The organism is Cytobacillus sp. FSL R5-0569 (genome assembly GCF_038007265.1).
GTDB classification, from domain to species: Bacteria; Bacillota; Bacilli; order Bacillales; family Cytobacillaceae; genus Cytobacillus; species Cytobacillus kochii.
Window position 1 is genome coordinate 3,557,133 of the sequence record NZ_JBBOWW010000001.1, and the last position, 16,326, is coordinate 3,573,458.

At 37.5% G+C, this 16,326-nt stretch carries 18 protein-coding genes and 1 pseudogene; 5 read left to right on the forward strand and 14 right to left on the reverse strand.

Annotation, left to right across the window (positions count from 1 at the left end; genetic code table 11):
• Positions 1–12: 12 nt before the first annotated feature.
• The 4 genes from MKX78_RS17925 to MKX78_RS17940 form a co-directional block, all read right to left on the reverse strand.
• Positions 13–828, reverse strand: a complete 816-nt coding sequence (locus tag MKX78_RS17925; RefSeq protein ID WP_341051771.1) for a protein phosphatase 2C domain-containing protein — start codon at positions 826–828, stop codon at positions 13–15.
• Positions 821–1,273, reverse strand: coding sequence for an HIT family protein (locus MKX78_RS17930; protein WP_341051774.1), 453 nt, complete (start codon positions 1,271–1,273; stop codon positions 821–823). Before MKX78_RS17930 ends, MKX78_RS17925 begins: the two co-directional genes overlap by 8 nt.
• A 115-nt stretch (positions 1,274–1,388) precedes the next feature.
• Positions 1,389–3,107: an acetate--CoA ligase gene (gene acsA, locus MKX78_RS17935; protein WP_095372244.1), complete on the reverse strand. Its 1,719-nt coding sequence runs from the start codon at positions 3,105–3,107 to the stop codon at positions 1,389–1,391.
• A 236-nt stretch (positions 3,108–3,343) separates the two neighbouring features.
• Positions 3,344–3,484, reverse strand: a complete 141-nt coding sequence (locus MKX78_RS17940; RefSeq protein WP_307316778.1) for a hypothetical protein — start codon at positions 3,482–3,484, stop codon at positions 3,344–3,346.
• A gap of 464 nt (positions 3,485–3,948) precedes the next feature.
• Here MKX78_RS17940 and MKX78_RS17945 point away from each other — a divergent pair, with 464 nt between their 5' ends.
• The 3 genes from MKX78_RS17945 to MKX78_RS17955 are packed head-to-tail and all read left to right on the forward strand — an operon-like array spanning position 3,949 to position 6,411.
• Positions 3,949–4,581, forward strand: coding sequence for a GNAT family N-acetyltransferase (locus tag MKX78_RS17945; protein WP_095372243.1), 633 nt, complete (start codon positions 3,949–3,951; stop codon positions 4,579–4,581).
• 25 nt (positions 4,582–4,606) lie between these two features.
• A complete protein-coding gene (locus tag MKX78_RS17950) occupies positions 4,607–5,248 on the forward strand; it encodes an acetoin utilization AcuB family protein (RefSeq protein ID WP_307316775.1) in 642 nt (213 codons plus the stop codon).
• 5 nt (positions 5,249–5,253) lie between these two features.
• Positions 5,254–6,411, forward strand: coding sequence for an acetoin utilization protein AcuC (locus tag MKX78_RS17955; RefSeq protein WP_180316943.1), 1,158 nt, complete (start codon positions 5,254–5,256; stop codon positions 6,409–6,411).
• Positions 6,412–6,735: 324 nt separating this feature from the next.
• Here the strand turns inward: MKX78_RS17955 and MKX78_RS17960 are convergent, their stop codons facing one another.
• The 5 genes from MKX78_RS17960 to MKX78_RS17980 all read right to left on the reverse strand — a co-directional run bounded on the left by MKX78_RS17960 (position 6,736) and on the right by MKX78_RS17980 (position 9,633).
• Entirely contained in the window at positions 6,736–7,335 is a 600-nt protein-coding gene (locus MKX78_RS17960; protein WP_341051781.1) for a hypothetical protein, read from the reverse strand.
• Positions 7,336–7,387: 52 nt separating this feature from the next.
• The gene (locus tag MKX78_RS17965) at positions 7,388–7,834 is read right to left on the reverse strand and encodes a DUF6376 family protein (protein ID WP_307316769.1); all 447 of its coding nucleotides are present in this window, start codon (positions 7,832–7,834) and stop codon (positions 7,388–7,390) included.
• Positions 7,835–8,233: 399 nt separating this feature from the next.
• A complete protein-coding gene (locus tag MKX78_RS17970; RefSeq protein WP_095372239.1) occupies positions 8,234–8,689 on the reverse strand; it encodes a DinB family protein in 456 nt (151 codons plus the stop codon).
• Between the two features lie 21 nt (positions 8,690–8,710).
• Complete coding sequence (locus tag MKX78_RS17975; RefSeq protein WP_095372238.1) at positions 8,711–9,076, reverse strand: cupin domain-containing protein; 366 nt, start codon at positions 9,074–9,076, stop codon at positions 8,711–8,713.
• Positions 9,077–9,078: 2 nt separating this feature from the next.
• Positions 9,079–9,633, reverse strand: coding sequence for a flavodoxin family protein (locus tag MKX78_RS17980; protein WP_095372237.1), 555 nt, complete (start codon positions 9,631–9,633; stop codon positions 9,079–9,081).
• 118 nt (positions 9,634–9,751) lie between these two features.
• On the opposite strand from MKX78_RS17980, the pseudogene MKX78_RS17985 reads away from it, so the two are divergent.
• Positions 9,752–10,662, forward strand: a pseudogene (locus tag MKX78_RS17985) (LysR family transcriptional regulator).
• Positions 10,663–10,958: 296 nt separating this feature from the next.
• Here the strand turns inward: MKX78_RS17985 and MKX78_RS17990 are convergent.
• A complete protein-coding gene (locus tag MKX78_RS17990) occupies positions 10,959–12,179 on the reverse strand; it encodes an MFS transporter (protein ID WP_341052786.1) in 1,221 nt (406 codons plus the stop codon).
• 143 nt (positions 12,180–12,322) lie between these two features.
• Here MKX78_RS17990 and MKX78_RS17995 point away from each other — a divergent pair, with 143 nt between their 5' ends.
• Positions 12,323–13,210: a LysR family transcriptional regulator gene (locus MKX78_RS17995; RefSeq protein WP_095372235.1), complete on the forward strand. Its 888-nt coding sequence runs from the start codon at positions 12,323–12,325 to the stop codon at positions 13,208–13,210.
• Positions 13,211–13,236: 26 nt separating this feature from the next.
• Here the strand turns inward: MKX78_RS17995 and MKX78_RS18000 are convergent, their stop codons facing one another.
• The 4 genes from MKX78_RS18000 to motP all read right to left on the reverse strand — a co-directional run bounded on the left by MKX78_RS18000 (position 13,237) and on the right by motP (position 16,141).
• Positions 13,237–13,776: a GrpB family protein gene (locus tag MKX78_RS18000; RefSeq protein WP_307316759.1), complete on the reverse strand. Its 540-nt coding sequence runs from the start codon at positions 13,774–13,776 to the stop codon at positions 13,237–13,239.
• Between the two features lie 15 nt (positions 13,777–13,791).
• The gene (locus tag MKX78_RS18005; RefSeq protein ID WP_307316757.1) at positions 13,792–14,436 is read right to left on the reverse strand and encodes a hypothetical protein; all 645 of its coding nucleotides are present in this window, start codon (positions 14,434–14,436) and stop codon (positions 13,792–13,794) included.
• Positions 14,437–14,586: 150 nt separating this feature from the next.
• A complete protein-coding gene (gene motS, locus MKX78_RS18010) occupies positions 14,587–15,333 on the reverse strand; it encodes a flagellar motor protein MotS (RefSeq protein WP_341051784.1) in 747 nt (248 codons plus the stop codon).
• Entirely contained in the window at positions 15,320–16,141 is an 822-nt protein-coding gene (gene motP, locus MKX78_RS18015; RefSeq protein ID WP_322910356.1) for a flagellar motor protein MotP, read from the reverse strand. Before motP ends, motS begins: the two co-directional genes overlap by 14 nt.
• Positions 16,142–16,326: the final 185 nt, after the last annotated feature.

Sequence of the window (16,326 nt, forward strand, 5' to 3'; positions counted from 1 at the left end):
ATCTTTATATTTTTACGTTTGATCACTTGGTAAAGTAACTTTCTTTAAAATAGATGTTTTCCAAGAAATAATTGTCGTGTTATCTCTTACATTATTTTCTTCGATACATCGAAACAATGTTTTCATGCTTTCTTCTTCCTTCGAACTGGCGAAAGCATGATAAATGTTTTGAGGGTTTGAATAGGGTTCATTCGGACATTCTAATAAACCATCTGTGGTCAGCAAGAGGTGATTTTCTCCTTGTCTTAACTCTCTGATACCAACACTGTAGCAAGGTACTTCTTGTTCAAAAGTATTGACTTGTCCTATCCACTCATAGAATTGCCTTTGGTTTAATTGGTATTGTCCTAATGAGGAAAGTTCTGGATGAAATAAATAAAGAACACAGTCCCCAACCGAAAACCACCAAATATATTTATCTTTCCTAACGACAATCAAACAAGCTGTTTCTCCCTGTGTCTTTTGGCAGATAGATAAAAATTTCTTAGATTGAAACATACTTATTATGTTTTCTTCTAACATCTTAAAAGTTTTCTGAGATGCAGTCATAGACAATAAAGGTTTTATTTGAGCCTTTCCATCCTCAAACAATCCTAACACTTTTTCAGCACTTTCGGCTGTGTTATGTGCATCTAAAACAATAACGAACTCCCAATCTTCCTTTTCGTTAAGCCATACTAAGCATCCATCTTCATTCTTATATTGACCTGCATTCGAATTTCCTCCATATCGGCCTACTATTATATGGTTTACATAGGTAATATTTTGTCTATCTACAAAGTCTTCTTGACTTCCCACCCAACTAAATTCTTTCATGTGGTTATTCATGAGGATTATTCTCTAAATATGTTTTCAGACGATTACAAAGTTCCACTACTTCTTTGTTTTCGCCCATTGGAGCCTCATCCCAATTGTAAACTTCCAGCGGACCCCAATATTCTTCTGGCGTATTCGGATAACGAGCGATTAAATGCATATGAAGATGTGGAACAAAATTCCCCGAAACAAGCGAGTAGATATGTTCAGCGCTTTCTGAATATTTTAGTGCTTTACTAACTCTAGCCATTATAACCCCGAATGCCCTAGCTTCTTCTCCTGTCATTTCAGCGAGTGTCGGTACGTGTCTTTTTAAATCAATCATAATATGGCCTAAGTAGTTAGGCTTTCCATTACTATCAATATGCCCCACATAGATATACTCATCTTCATAAATTATGACTCCAGCAGTTGCAATTTTTCCAGCATGTTTATTACATATAAAACATTCACTCATAGCTACTTCCCCCCCTTTTTTCTAAACAACACTCTCTATACTTGAAAAAACAATAAAAAAGCGAGTCAATTAGAGAGGAATACCTCAATCATTGACTCGCAACTCACCTCTTTGCTCAGTCTTCCATTGTAGATAAGTCGCCCGTAGGTAAATCTAATTCCCAAGCCTTTAATACACGGCGCATGATTTTACCACTACGTGTTTTTGGCAGTTTGTCGCGGAATTCGATTTCACGAGGTGCAGCGTGTGCAGCTAACCCCTTTTTAACGAATTGACGAATATCTTCTTTCAGTTCATCTGTTGCTTCATAACCATCGATTAGCGCAATAAAGGCTTTTATAATCTCGCCACGAACCGGGTCCGGTTTTCCTATGACACCAGCTTCAGCAACAGCTGGATGTTCGATGAGCTTACTTTCTACCTCAAATGGTCCTACCCGTTCGCCGGACGTCATAATTACATCATCGACTCTCCCTTGGAACCAAAAATATCCATCTTCATCCATATAAGCGGAATCACCTGAAACATACCAGTCACCTGGCATAAAGTAAGAATCATATTTCTCTTTATTATTCCAAATGGTGTGCATCATAGATGGCCACCCTTTTTTTATGGCCAGATTACCCATGCGATTTGGTGGTAGTTCATTCCCTTGGTCATCGACAATGGCTGCTTTTACCCCTGGAATTGGTTTACCCATGGAGCCAGGTTTAATTTCTAGGCTTGGGTAGTTACAAATGAGTTGAGCACCCGTTTCAGTCATCCACCACGTATCATGAATACGCTTATTGAATACTTTCACTCCCCATCTCACCACTTCAGGATTCAATGGTTCACCTACACTTAACACATGTCGTAGAGTGCTTAAGTTGAATTTCTTCACTACTTCATCCCCAGCGCCCATTAACATACGAAAAGCTGTTGGTGCACTATACCAAACCGTAACACCATAATCTTCAATCGCCTGGTACCATGTTTCTGGGCTAAATCTGCCTCCGACAATAAGGTTTGATGTTCCTGTCAACCAAGGTCCGAAAATACCATAAGAAGTTCCTGTTACCCAACCTGGGTCAGCCGTGCACCAATAAACATCATCTTCTTTTAAGTCCAATACCCATTTCGCCGTTTGATAATGTTGAATCATCGCATTGTGAACGTGCAGCACACCTTTTGGTTTACCAGTGGAACCAGAAGTATAATGTAAAATTAGACCGTCTGTCGGTTCTACCCATTCAATTTCTAATTCTTTACTAGCCTTTTGCATATATTTACGAAAATCTAATAATTTTCCATTTTCTTCTACATTCTCACCAACAACAAAAATATGTTTTAAGTTTGGTAATTTATCAGCGGGTACACGATCTAATAGTTCAGGAGTCGTAATAAGGACTTTTGCTTCGCTATCCTCTAAACGGTCTGTTACTGCTCCCTCCATAAAGGCTTCAAATAGTGGTCCGACTATGGCACCTAGCTTGATTGCGCCAAGAACTGAGAAGTAAAGTTCTGGTGAACGTCCCATAAAAACAAATACGCGATCACCTTTTTCAACGTCTCCATGTGCTTTTAGTACATTAGCCGCTTGGTTTGAAAAGTCCTTCATCTCTTTAAAGGTATACTTCTCTTTATTCTCACCTTCACGATAATAGAGCGCTACCTTGTTTTTCTTATCACTTTCAGCATGGCGGTCAATTGCCTCGTACGCCAAATTCATTTTCCCTGTTTCGTACCAAGAAAATTGCTTTTTCGCTTCTGTCCAATCAAAACTATTATACGCTTCCTCATAATTTTTCAAATTATGGTTACCTTGTATTGCTGGCAGCGCTTCCAATTTCATGTTCATTTATCCCCCTTTAAACTTGTTTAAACTATTATAATATAAATACTTTTTTTTCACAATTTTTTAAATTATAAGGCAGTAAATTATCTATAAAGACTTATTAAACTGTAAGTTAAGATTGGATAACCATTAAAAGTTGTTACCTTCTGTGTTATTGATATGATTTTTTCCAATCACGGTTAGATGAATAAAGGAGATTCAGGCGTACATCTGAAGGGAAATTGGTAAGGATGTTAAGCTACCAGGGCTCGTACATCTGAACTAAAAAATGGTCTATCCTTCTTCCATTCTTCTTGTCTTGCTATCGTTACATCTTCATTTTTACTAGTAAATACTAAATCTAAAATATACTTAGATTTACTCTCACCTACCAATTGCTATCTGCTCTAGAGATATGCTTATTTGCTTGTGCAGCCACTTTTTTCAAAAATGTCAACAGTTCGATCAGCTAGCTGTTTTTTTATACTTACCTACTGTGAAGTAAGATTTTACATTCTCCATTACTTCATCTGGTGTTGAAGCTACTCTGGGTTTTTAATTTTATACTGATAGCTTTAACAAACGTTCTTACTTCTTTTATTGCTATGATTTTCTTCACGGCTACATTGCCTGTTAAGAGTAATCTAAAAAGGCTGACGTAAATATTATGTTAAATCCTCCCTTTCCATTGATCAAATATAGGGCAATTAAAATAAAAAGGTTTCAATTCCCACTAAAATTTTTATATAATCTACATATTATTTTAAATTGTCATTAAATTGATGTTTTTTATATGAAAGCGCTTCAGTAGTTTATGTATAATAGATAGAAAGATTAATTGTTTTAGGCGGTGAATGAATTGCAGCATCTGAAAACGTATAATGCGATGAAACTGAATACGGCAAACGGAGAATTAATCATTGAAGGACCGATATCTGCCGACGTTCTAAAAACCTATGACTTTCATCATGATCTTGTTGCTTTCAGACCTCCAGAGCAACAGAGGAAGGCCTTAATTGAGATTGCTGGTTTACCTGAAGGAAGAATCATTATTGCTAGATTTAGAGATACGATCGTAGGCTATGCAACTTATTTATATCCAGATCCGTTAGAAAGATGGTCAGAAGGGAAAATGAATAATCTCATAGAACTAGGGGCAATAGAAGTGATTCCTGCCTTTCGAGGAACGGGAACTGGAAAAAGTATCTTACGCGTATCGATGATGGATGATGCGATGGAAGATTATATTGTTATTACTACCGAATATTATTGGCATTGGGACTTAAAAGGAACTGGTTTAAACGTATGGGAGTATCGCAAAATCATGGAAAAGATGATGAATGCAGGGGGACTTGTTTGGTTTGCTACCGATGATCCAGAAATCAGCTCCCATCCCGCTAATTGTCTAATGGCCCGGATTGGTAATCGGGTAAGCACAGATTCCATTCAACAGTTCGATAAACTTCGATTTATGAATCGCTTTATGTATTAGTTTTTCTTAAAAAGGGGGATTTTAAATGATTGTTGAAGAAATGATGAAGAAGGAAATCTTTACACTTACAGAAAATCACCTCATTGCTGATGCACTCCAACTCATGCGTGATCAAAAAATCCGCCATTTGCCCATTATCGATGAAGCCAATCACCTGATCGGCTTAGTAACAGATCGAGATATACGGGATGCGACGCCTTCTATACTAGATACAGTTCAATTAAAAGAAGGCCTCTCACAACCAATTAAACGAATTATGAAAACGGACATTATTTCTGGACACCCATTAGACTTTGTAGAGGATATCGCTGCGACCCTTTACGAGCACCGCATCGGTTGTATGCCCATTCTCAACGATAACCAATTAGTCGGCATTGTGACTCAGACAGACCTCCTTCATACTTATGTAGAATTAACAGGTGCCCATCAGCCAGGGTCACAAATCGAAGTAAGAGTGCCTAATCGTACAGGTAAGCTCTTTGAGGTTACCTCCGTATTTCGTAATTTAAAAGCCAATATTCTTAGTGTCCTCGTCTATCCAGATAAAGAGGATAGTAATTATAAAATTATAGTCCTTAGAGTCCAAACAATGAATCCGCTTTCTCTTGTAGACAAATTACGTGAGGAAGGACATTCTGTACTCTGGCCTATAGATCCAAGGAAGTGAACATCATGGACCGTTCTGTTTTTTTATATTCTGATGCATTACTTAACTATCGCTTTAATGCTGAGCACCCTTTTAATCAGCAACGCTTAAAATTAACTTTAGATTTACTACAATCTATCCATGCGATAAAAGACACGCAAATGATTGCACCTAGAATAGCAACAGAAGAAGAATTATTACTCATTCATGATCCAGGTTATGTTCGTGCTGTAAAGTTAGCAGGTAATGATGAGCTTCCCCAAGAGCAGGCAGAGAGTTACGGGCTTGGAACCGAGGATACACCTATTTTCCCTCAAATGCACGAGGCCAGTAGCTTACTTGTTGGAGGCGCATTGACTGCCGCTGATTATGTCATGCAAGGGAAGGCAGAACACGCCCTTCATTTAGGCGGGGGACTTCATCATGGCTTTAGAGGTAAGGCATCTGGATTTTGTATCTATAATGACAGCTCAGTGGCAATCAAATATTTACGAGAAAAGTACAATGCCCGTGTCCTTTATATTGATACGGATGCTCATCATGGTGATGGTGTACAATGGGCGTTTTATGATGACCCAAATGTATGTACATTATCTATCCATGAAACCGGTAGATACTTATTTCCCGGAACAGGGAATATTAACGAAAGAGGTCATAGTCATGGATATGGCTATTCTTTTAATATACCTTTAGACGCTTTTACAGAGGATGATTCGTGGCTACATGCATACGAAACGTCCTTTAAAGAAGTAGCAGCGTTTTTTAAACCAGATATTATTTTCACCCAAAATGGTGCTGATGCGCATTACTTTGATCCGTTAACACATCTTTCGGCAACAATGAGAATATATAAAGAAATACCAAGGCTCGCTCACCAACTCGCTCATCAATATTGTGAAGGAAGATGGATAGCCGTTGGTGGGGGTGGATATGATATCTGGCGGGTAGTTCCGAGAGCTTGGTCACTTATTTGGTTAGAAATGATTGAAAATTCAAGCGGAACAGGACCATTACCTTCTGATTGGATTGAAAAGTGGGAAAAGGAATCTCCATTTAAGTTGCCACAAACTTGGGAAGATTCATCGGATATATATGATCCCATTCCAAGAAAAAATGAAATCACTGAAAAAAACGCTAAAACGGTGGAAAAAGCGCTTTATCCCTTAAGAGGAAAAAATGAATGAAAAATGAAGTAAGGCGCAAAGTTTTGGGACAGAAGTTATTAAGTAATGATAAAGGTTAGGAAACATAACTAACATCACCTATTGATCTATGAGCTAAATTATCAATATAGAAAGCTGAACTATTGTAGCATGTTCCCGATGTGTGAGCTTGTCTAATCATAGTTCGGCCTTTTTAGTTGAGTTGCTGCAAACCTTTTGTCCTAACCTCTTCTCTTTTATGAAGAAGTAGCTAAACATTGTAACAGAGTGTAAGCAGCTTGCTGGGCGCTGACAGTAAGAAACACATATTATGATTCGTATTCTTTTATATTTACTGTTATATTCTTATTTTTCCGGCAGAAAAAAATCCTGCGAAGCATTCAGATCTTGTTTTCCTTTTGAGTAACTTGCTAATCCTTTTTGCGAAGCGCTCAGCTCTGGTTTTGTTCCTGAGTGACTTGCTAACATCTTTTGCGAAGCGCTCAGCTCTGGTTTCCCTTCTGAGTGACTTGCTAACATCTTTTGCGAAGCGCTCAGCTCTGGTTTTTCTTCTGAGTGACTTGCTATTCCCTTTTGCGAAGCGCTCAACTCTGGTTTTGTTCCTGAGTAATTTGCTATTCCCTTTTGCCAAGCGCTCAACTCTGGTTTTCTTTCTGAGTGACTTGCTAACATCTTTTGCGAAGCGCTCAGCTCTGGTTTTTCTTCTGAGTGACTTGCTATTCCCTTTTGCGAAGCGCTCAGCTCTGGTTTCCCTTCTGAGTGACTTGCTAATCCTTTTTGCGAAGCGCTCAGCTCTGGTTTTTCTTCTGAGTGACTTGCTATTCCCTTTTGCGAAGCGCTCAGCTCTGGTTTTCTTTCTGAGTGACTTGCTAACATCTTTTGCCAAGCGCTCAGCTCCGGTTTCCCTTCTGAGTGACTTGCTATTCCCTTTTGCGAAGCGCTCAACTCTGTTTTGTCCCAGTCTCTGCTTGTTTTAACTTAATAGGATCACGGGAGTCTATTCTCCAAGATTCTCAATTTCATTGTAAATAGATGTGATGTCATTAATTGTTTGCATAAATTCTTGGTCCTCGATGAATGCCTCAGATAATGTCCCTTTCTCCAAACCTTCCTCAAGCTTAACTAAATGCGTAGATAATGCTTCATTTTGTTGCACCAACTCAGCATGCAGACTATCAATTAATTCTGGTGCTTCAGTGTTTTCAATTGTATCGATGGCATTTTGTAAATCCTCTACATTTTTTTCCAGTGATGCTGCAACATTCTCATCCGTTATCGCTTGCTCTGCTTGTTCCGGAAATTCGTTGGCAAACTGTGTAATCTCATTCATATAATCTTCCACATCATTTACGTAAGCCAACGTATTTTTTGTATCTTCAATTGGCGAACACGCAGACAAGCTTAACAACATACCAAAAGCTGCAAGGTAAACTTTTGTTTTCATCCCTTATCTACCCTTTCTTTTCTTTAACTGTTCTTTTATGATTGGCACTGCTTTCTTCTTCAAAAACTTCACGCCTTCTTTTTGAATGAGTCTCTTTAGTAATTTTTTCACAGCCATTAGTCTTCACTCCTTCATAAATGAGTTAGTGTTTCTTTTTTAAAAGCACGACAAAAACCCTTACCAAAGAAACTTGGTAAAGGTCTCGCAAACAACGAATGTTGCCAATAAAGCCGAGGGAGAGCCCCTGTATTGACGACTTTACTGTAACTGCTACTCCCCTTTAGACAAAAGGTAGTTGTATATTTAAGTTTCACCAATTATACCATGCCCATATTTAACCTGCAACTGATTGCAACCTTCATCTGAAAGAACAAGTCGATGACAGTAGCCCAATCAAGCTTAGCCTTCCACTCCTTGGGATGCATCCCACTTTCCTTGTAATTTGCGCAACAAGATGATTTGACCCGTATGATACGCCGTATGCAAATAAAGATGACTCAATGCCTCACTGGCATTATTCATCACTAAATCATCCGCTGCTTCTAGGTTTTTTTTCCAATCATTATATAATTGATGAATCCTCTCTCTCGTGTGAGAAAAAGTTACCCCTTCAGCCAACTGAAAAGTATTTTCTTTAGCTTCATCAACTGGCTCTTCTTTGAAGCGATGCAAGTATCTTTCATTATAATAAAGAAGATGTGTCGTGATTTCATGGATACTATGAACGTCTTCGTTCGGTTTCCAATTTGCTTCTTCATCACTCAAGTTTGTTATGCTATTCAGCAAACTAACAAACCACCCATTTTCATGATGTGATGCATTTAATTGCTCGTTTAATACCTCCCTTAATTCCATCACTTTGCCCCCTTTTGCATCTTATATCCAAACATCATTTTCAGCCGTCAATGATGATTTCACCTCTCCTGTATTAATCACTCCTTTCGGTTCAATTAATATGACATGGCACTCTTCTTTTGCATATGGACAATGTTCTACTCCCTGAGGGACAACGAATAAATCACCATTCTTTAATACCACATCTTCTTCTCTCATGCGAATCGTTAATTCACCTTTAACTACCAAAAATACTTCGTCTGTATCATCATGCTTGTGCCACACGAACTCCCCTGAGAATTTAGCGACCTTCAATTGATAATTATTCATTTCTGCAACAACTTTTGGAGACCAAAACGTATGAAATTTTGTTAGTTTTTCTTGAATGTTAATGGGTTGATTGTTCATTTTTATGCCTCATTTCCTTGTGAAATAACTTTATTCATTTCTTTTGCTGCACTGATTGCCTTCGTATCTTTTTCGATATCTCTCGGTTTATTTCCTTCACCCAATATATATCCTAAAAACTTCATTCCCATAAAATCAAAGATGTACTGAAATTGTTGAATCATTGGTAATCCCTTGATCGTTGGCTGATCTCCACCAACAGCTATGACATAAGCTTGTTTATTTTCCATGCACTTCTTAAAGTGTTTCATTTCGGGATCCCTGAGTGTTTGGGACCAACGATCGATAAAATTCTTCATCATACCGGACATACTATACCAGTAAATAGGTGTAGCAAATATTAACGTTTCATATGTCATTATTTCTTGAATTAATTGTTGATAATCATCATCCACTAGAGGAAAACCGCCTTCACTATGTCGATGATCCTTTATAGCATCTATTTGATAGTTAGATAAATGAAATTCCTTAACTTTCACCCCATTTATCACTTGTTTCGTCAACCATTCAGTATTCCCGCTTTTACGTGTTCCACCATATATAACTGCTATTTTCATTACGATTCACTCCTCTAGTTTCCTATCATATTAAGTTTAATCTGTTTCTATTAATAGATACAGATGATAATATAGATATCATCAATCGAAAAATACGATCAATGCAGAAGGTGAAAAAATGGATATGAAGCAATTAAAGACCTTTCAAACAGCGGCCACTACTTTGAATTTTACAAAAACTGCAAAAATGCTGAATTTTGCACAATCAAGTGTAACCGCTCAAATTAAAGCATTAGAAGCAGAACTGCAACACCCACTTTTTGAAAGGTTGGGAAAAAAGCTTGTCTTGACCGCTACCGGTAAAGAATACAAGAAGTATGTTGACCAAATGTTAAGGTTAAATGATGAGGCACTACAAAAATAAGTGACAAACAGTTTAGAACAGCCTCCTTAACAATTGGCGCACAAGAAAGTCAATGTACTTACCGACTTCCACGAGTTTTACAATTATTTAAATCACAGTTTCCTCATGTAAAATTGACGTTTAAACCTGCCCATTCTGATGATTCAGCAAGAGCACTTATAGATGATGGTACACTCGACCTTGCCTTTATCATGGATGTGAGAAAAACCCCTGAGACCTTACTGACAGAGACATTAATAATTGAAGAGTTAAAAATGGTGGCAGCGCCAGAGTATGCAATTAAATCAAGCGTTACCCTAAAAGATTTACAAAATGAATCATTTCTCTTAACCGAAATCGGATGTGCCTATCGCACTTTATTGGAGCAGACTTTAGCGGGGGAAAATGTCTTTTTGCATAACAGTATTGAGTTTGTGAGTATAGAGGCCCTTAAACAATGTGTAATAGCTGGACTAGGTGTGGCTTTTCTTCCCGCCATGGTCGTCAATAAAGAGCTTCACAACGGTCAATTAAAAGAAGTTATTTGGCCAAACGAACACATTCAACTCTATACACAAATAGCTTGGCATAAAAACAAACAAATGACACCACCACTACAAGCATTTATTGATTTAACTAGAAACGTATTTAAAGAGGAGAGAAAAAAAGCTGTTAGTTCTTATTAATAAGAGTTAATCCTATTATCGATAGCTTGGCAGTTACTATTTAATGATCGTCTCCACTATGTGAAATAATGTCGTAACAAGTTGTAACGCAAACAATCTAAATTTGCGCAAGGAAACAAAATTTACTAATGAAAAGGCTAACACCACCATCGCTCGGCTTTCACTTCTGCTTTTCCACTCTTGTCCATCATTTCCTTATATGAAAAAACCCAATCCGATTTGATCAGATTGGGTTTTTACTATCGCCTATTACTCTCATAAAAATATTTGATTGAGCGCTCAATCATCAATCATTTTTATTTATAAGAATGCCACTGTTGTTTCAACACTACATGGTTTTTTTGCATATATTGTAGACTTGCAACAAGCGCAAATCCTATCATAAGAAAAATGACAACCATGCCGATGACTCCATGCCATTCGTAGCGCGACCAAAAGAAACCAGCAACTGTGCCACCGACACTAGAGCCGAAATAATAAAGAAATAAATAGAGCGAAGAGGCTTGTGCTTTGTCATGTGTTGCTCGTTGGCCAACCCAACTTGAAGCAATGGCGTGTGCCCCGAAAAAGCCAAATATAAAGATGGATAAACCTAAAAGAATGCCGATGATATGAGGTATAGCCGTACAAACTGTACCTACTATGGCCAAGGTGAAATAACTAACTAACATCTTCTCTTTACCGTAAGAACGAACAAGTTTTGCGTTAATTGTAGAACTAACTACACCGATTAAATAAATAAGAAATAACCAGCCAATCGTTGCATGACTATATGAAAATGGCTCGCTCATTAATAAATAACCAACATAGTTAAACAATGCCACATTGCTGCCTAATAGTAAAAAACCGATAAAAAACAAACCTAACAACATTGGATCTTTAAGATGGTCAATTAAAGAATTGGATAATGAACGAAGGTTTAATAATCTCGGATTAAAGAATTTTGAATCAGGTAAACTTCGTTGAAAATACATTGTGGCAATAAAGCCAATCAGTCCCACGCCAAGGATAGCAATTTGCCAGCTGAAGTAATCTGTAATAACACCCGTAAACACACGCCCAAAGACAGCGCCTGTGGCATTCCCACTAATATAAAGGCCCATTGCCTTTCCTAAACTTTTCGGATCCATTTCCTCAGATAAATAAGCCATTGCAATAGAAGGCAAGCCTGCAAGTGTCACACCAATGAGCACACGATAAATAAGTAATATCTCAAAAGAAGGACTAAATGCTGTCAAAATACACAGAAATGAGGAAATGAACATGGAATAAACCATAATCGGTTTTCTTCCCCACACCTCTGATATAGACCCAAAAAATAACATACTAATCGCTAAAACTACTGTTGTCAGGGAGAGGGAGAGACTTGCTTCTGCTGGGGTAATAGAAAAAATCTTCGAAAACTCCGGTAGTAATGGTTGCATGCAATAGAGTATGGCAAAAGTATTAAAACCCGCTGCAAAAAATGCGATATTCACTTTTTTAAAAAGGTTGGTACCTTGCTGTATGCCGTTCATCAATTCATGTTCTCTTCTTTCTTTTAGAATAGTTCTTCTAACATATTCTTTAATATTAAACATCGTACCACCTTTGAATCGATATGTATAATGCATTATAATAATAAAAATAATGCATTAATGTAATGGAAAAGAGTGAGTCTATGGATATTCAACAACTGCTTTATTTTCGAACTCTTGCGGAAACAGAACATATGACACAATCAGCAGAGAAACTATTGATTTCTCAGTCTGCATTAAGTCGTTCCATTGCAAGGTTAGAAGATGAATTAGGCGTGCCATTATTTGAAAGACAAGGGCGTGCTATTCACCTTAATGCTTATGGGGTTATTTTTTTGCGAAGAGTAGAGAAAATCATTCAAGAATATGTAGAAGCTAAGCAAGAAATTCAAGACCTTATTCAACCGCATACTGGAACGATTTCTCTTGGCTTTCTCCACACATTAAGTACCAACATTATCCCCGATATGATTTCACAATTCCGTGATTCTTACCCTGAGACACATTTCCGACTTAGTCAGGGAGCTTCACATGTCATGTTAGAGCAACTCTATAATGGGCAAATTGATTTATGTTTTATTGCACCTAATGAAAAAGATGATCAGGTAGGCTGGATGAAGTTATGGGAGGAAGAACTTTTTGCTGTCGTACCTAAAAACCATCGGCTAGCAAAGAAAAAATCTATTACACTCGAAGAACTAAAATATGAACCAATCATCCATTTAAAGAAAGGTTATTCTTTAAGAGAAACCGTTGAGGGGCTCTTTTTAGATGCAGGCCTCACGCCAAAAATTACGTTTGAAGGAGATGAGGCAGATACAGTCGCAGGGTTAGTTGCTGCAGAGCTTGGGGTTTCAGTTTTACCTGATTTGAAAGGTATCAACAAAAGTAAGATTATACAAATTCCAATTAGTCGACCACATTGTTTCCGTATGATTGGTATTGCCTGGTTAGAAAGCCGTTATATGTCACCCATTACTAAAACGTTTAAAAAATTTGTGACAGACCAATATATCTCTTCTGGATGGTAAAAACAAAGCCATCCAGAAAGATATATTCAAAACCGATGTTGATGAAGATTCCCGAACCTTTCAAACCATGCTAATGCCTTCTGTTCAACTTTTTTCACATAAGCATTTTTTCCTTCTATATAGGCATGGATATCTGTCGAGTGCTTGATGGCCAACGATTCTTTTAAGGCACCATATTTTCCAGCTTCTAATGGATGAGTCCGTAAATAATCACGAAAGGCAAGATGTCTAATAATCTCCTTACTGTCTTTTGCAAAAAAATGAAGATGATGCGTACGATTATCATGTCCTTTTTGAAAATATCTTCTTCCTCTTATACCATTCTCTCCTCTTGCCTCATACCCTAATGCATTCATTTCAATTAAGTAATCATCAACCTCTGTAATATCTTTGACAACCGGTAATATATCAATAATCGGCTTGGCTTTAAGACCTGGTACTGAGGTGCTACCGATATGAAAAATGACTATCATTTTATCTTTGAAGACTCGTTTTAACTTCTGTGCCTCTACTTCAAAGGCCGTAGACCATTGTCTATCATAATTAAGTACTTCTACTTTCCTCATGATTACCTCCATTTCCTAGGATTGAATAGTCCCTCTATCTGTTCGAATAACGATTGGCGCTTCTTTAGCGTATTTATTTGAGAAAATCCACCTTCTACCAACAGGAGCAACAATAATATAAACTCCATCATCATATTCTCCGAAAAAGTTTAAATATTTCTCGTGTTTAATTGATTCGTTGTTTCTCACTGGTATTCCTTTATCTTGTAATTGCTGAGCAAGCTCTATTATATGGTTTGTAGCGATACCTACCTCACTTATATTTAAAAAATGAGCCTTATGAAAATGCGATTCACTAGCTACTGCTGACGTTTTTCTTGCAATCAATTCAACGATATTACCGGATGGATCCTCGAAATAGATCGCTTTTGCTTTCGCTTCCTTAAAGTCTGCCTCATCTTCCCCCTCCTCCATTGCCAATTTAACTCTATTACTTAACCAAACTTTCGCTGATTGAAGTAAGTTAGGTGGAATATTAATAGCAAAATGATAAAAAGATGCCTGTTCAATCTCCTCTTGAATGGTTAACAGACTTGTACCGACCTGAAATGTAATCTGTTGTTTAGATTCTTTATATACATTTAAACCCATCACTTCTTCATAAAATTTTCTCGTTTCATTGTAATTACCTACATATATTGTCAGCTCTTTTATTTGCATACGTTTCTCCTCCTTACCGTTTCTTTCATTATACAAAATGACCGCTGTTTAAAAGTCAGTCTATAGGTTGAGAAAAAACAGTTAAATATTATATGGTAAGGAGTAGGCATAGCTTTTTTTGGGACCAAAAAAATGAAAAAAGCTATAGAATCAATTAGATGATTCCATAGCTTCATTGTGTTTATACTCAGGATCAAGAATAATAACTTCTACTCTGCGATTTTTCTCCCAATTTTCTGAGCTATTATTTGCGGCAATCGGCCTTGTTTCACCGTATCCTACTGCAGTAAAACGAGACGGTTCTATTTCATTATTCTCCACTAAATAACGAATAACACTACTTGCTCGAGCTGAAGATAATTCCCAATTCGATGGGTAGCGATACGTTTCAATTGGGCGATTATCTGTATGGCCCTCGACTCGGATAAGATTAGGCATTTCTTTGAGCATGACCCCTAAGCTTTCGAGAAAACCAAATGAATCTTCAATAAGATCGGCTTGGCCCGTTTCAAACAATACTTGCTCTTGCAGAATGAGCACAACACCTCTTTCATTTCGATTGGCTGTAATCACATTTTCCAACCCATTAGATTTTAGATAACTCTCAACTTCCTGAACAAGTGAATCAAGTGAATGTGGTGTACCTGTCTCTGTTTCATCTGGCACAGATTCACGTCCATCATCAGGTAATATTGATGAGCTAGATTTGAATATCCCTACTTTATTAAATGAATCTGAGACAGCCTTAAACTTCGTCATATCCACTTGTGACATCGAAAACAGAAGGATGAAAAAAACGAGAACGAGCGTAACAAGATCTGAATAGGTCACCATCCAAAGGGGAGCACCCTTTTTATTGTTCCTATCTCTTTTAGAACGGCGGTTATTGCGCCTCATGTTCAAAGTCCTCCGTTAGCTCTAGTCGCCCCTCGATAGATTTTTTCTCAGTTTCGGACAAGTAAACACTTAATTTCTCTCGTAAAATCGTTGGGTTCTGTCCCGTTTGAACACCAATTACTCCTTCAATCACAACCTGTTTATAAAAAATTTCATCATCCGTTTGTGATTCAAGTTTCGCAGCTAAAGGATTGAAAAAAAGATTTGCTAGTAAAGAGCCATATAAAGTCGTTAAAAGAGCAATTGCCATTCCGGAACCAAGTTCTGAGGGGTCATCCATATTTTTCAACATAAGGACTAGTCCAATTAATGTACCAATCATTCCCCAAGCTGGTGCATAATCCCCTGCTTTTTCAATAATATTCCTCCCTTTTCGATGGCGCTCTTCCATTGCATCAATATCGGCATCAAGTATATCCCTAATCATTTCTGGTTCAATTCCATCAACCGCCAACAACACACCTTTACGGATAAAAGGATTTGGTTCATTTACAACTTCTAACTCTAAAGATAATATACCTTCTCTTCTAGCACGGTCTGCTAACTTAACAAAGGTCTCAATCAGGCTCTCGATTGACCTTTCTTCTTTAGAAAAGCCTTTTTTCATTACTATAAAAGTCTTTCGTAAATCCTTCATTTGGAAGGATATAAAAAGACCTGCAACTATCCCACCAATGACAATAAAGATGGAAGAGAAATCAAAAAAATACTTGACCCCAGTCCACCCACCGGAAGCAACAATTCCAAAGATAATCATGATTACACCGACCATTAAACCAACTGGTGTTAACTTGTCTAACTTTCTCATTCTCTCTCTCCCTAATGACGAAATTAGAAAACTCGCCTATTGGCGAGTCTTGCAAGAGGTGAAGACAAGTTGTTCCTTATTAGCTGCAAAGACACTTATCTTCTCACTTGACCATTTTTTCTTACCTTAACATGTAAAAAGTGAGAATTACCTTGTAAACTCGGTAAACTCACTTTACATGTCTT